This window comes from Aliamphritea spongicola, from assembly GCF_017051665.1.
In the GTDB taxonomy this organism is placed as follows: Bacteria; Pseudomonadota; Gammaproteobacteria; order Pseudomonadales; family Balneatricaceae; genus Amphritea; species Amphritea spongicola.
Genome location: NZ_JAFIDL010000048.1, coordinates 1 through 356, shown reverse-complemented (window position 1 = coordinate 356; position 356 = coordinate 1). Strand labels below are relative to the sequence as shown.

The window sequence follows — 356 nt, the reverse complement described above, 5'->3', positions numbered from 1 at the left end:
CGGGATGATCACCCTGATGCCGGCGTCGATGGCGCTGTTGGCGCCGAACGTCAATGCCTATCGGCGTTTCCAGCCGGGGATGTATGTGCCGATCCAGGCCGCCTGGGGCCACAATAACCGCACCGTGGCGCTGCGCATTCCCTGCGGCGAACCGGAGAACCATCGGGTGGAGTATCGCGTGGCCGGCGCCGACGCCAATCCGTATCTGGTGATGGCGGCGATCCTGGCCGGCATGCTGTACGGGCTGGACAACCTACTGCCGCTGCCTGAGCCGGTGACCGGCAACGGGCTGGAGCAAGAGGGGCTGCCGCTGCCGATCCGCCAGAGCGACGCGCTGTACGAGTTTGAACATCAGC

At 66.3% G+C, this 356-nt stretch carries 1 pseudogene; it reads left to right on the top strand.

The window, feature by feature from the left end:
• Positions 1 to 356: pseudogene (locus tag JYB63_RS22680) on the top strand (glutamine synthetase); the annotation flags it as partial.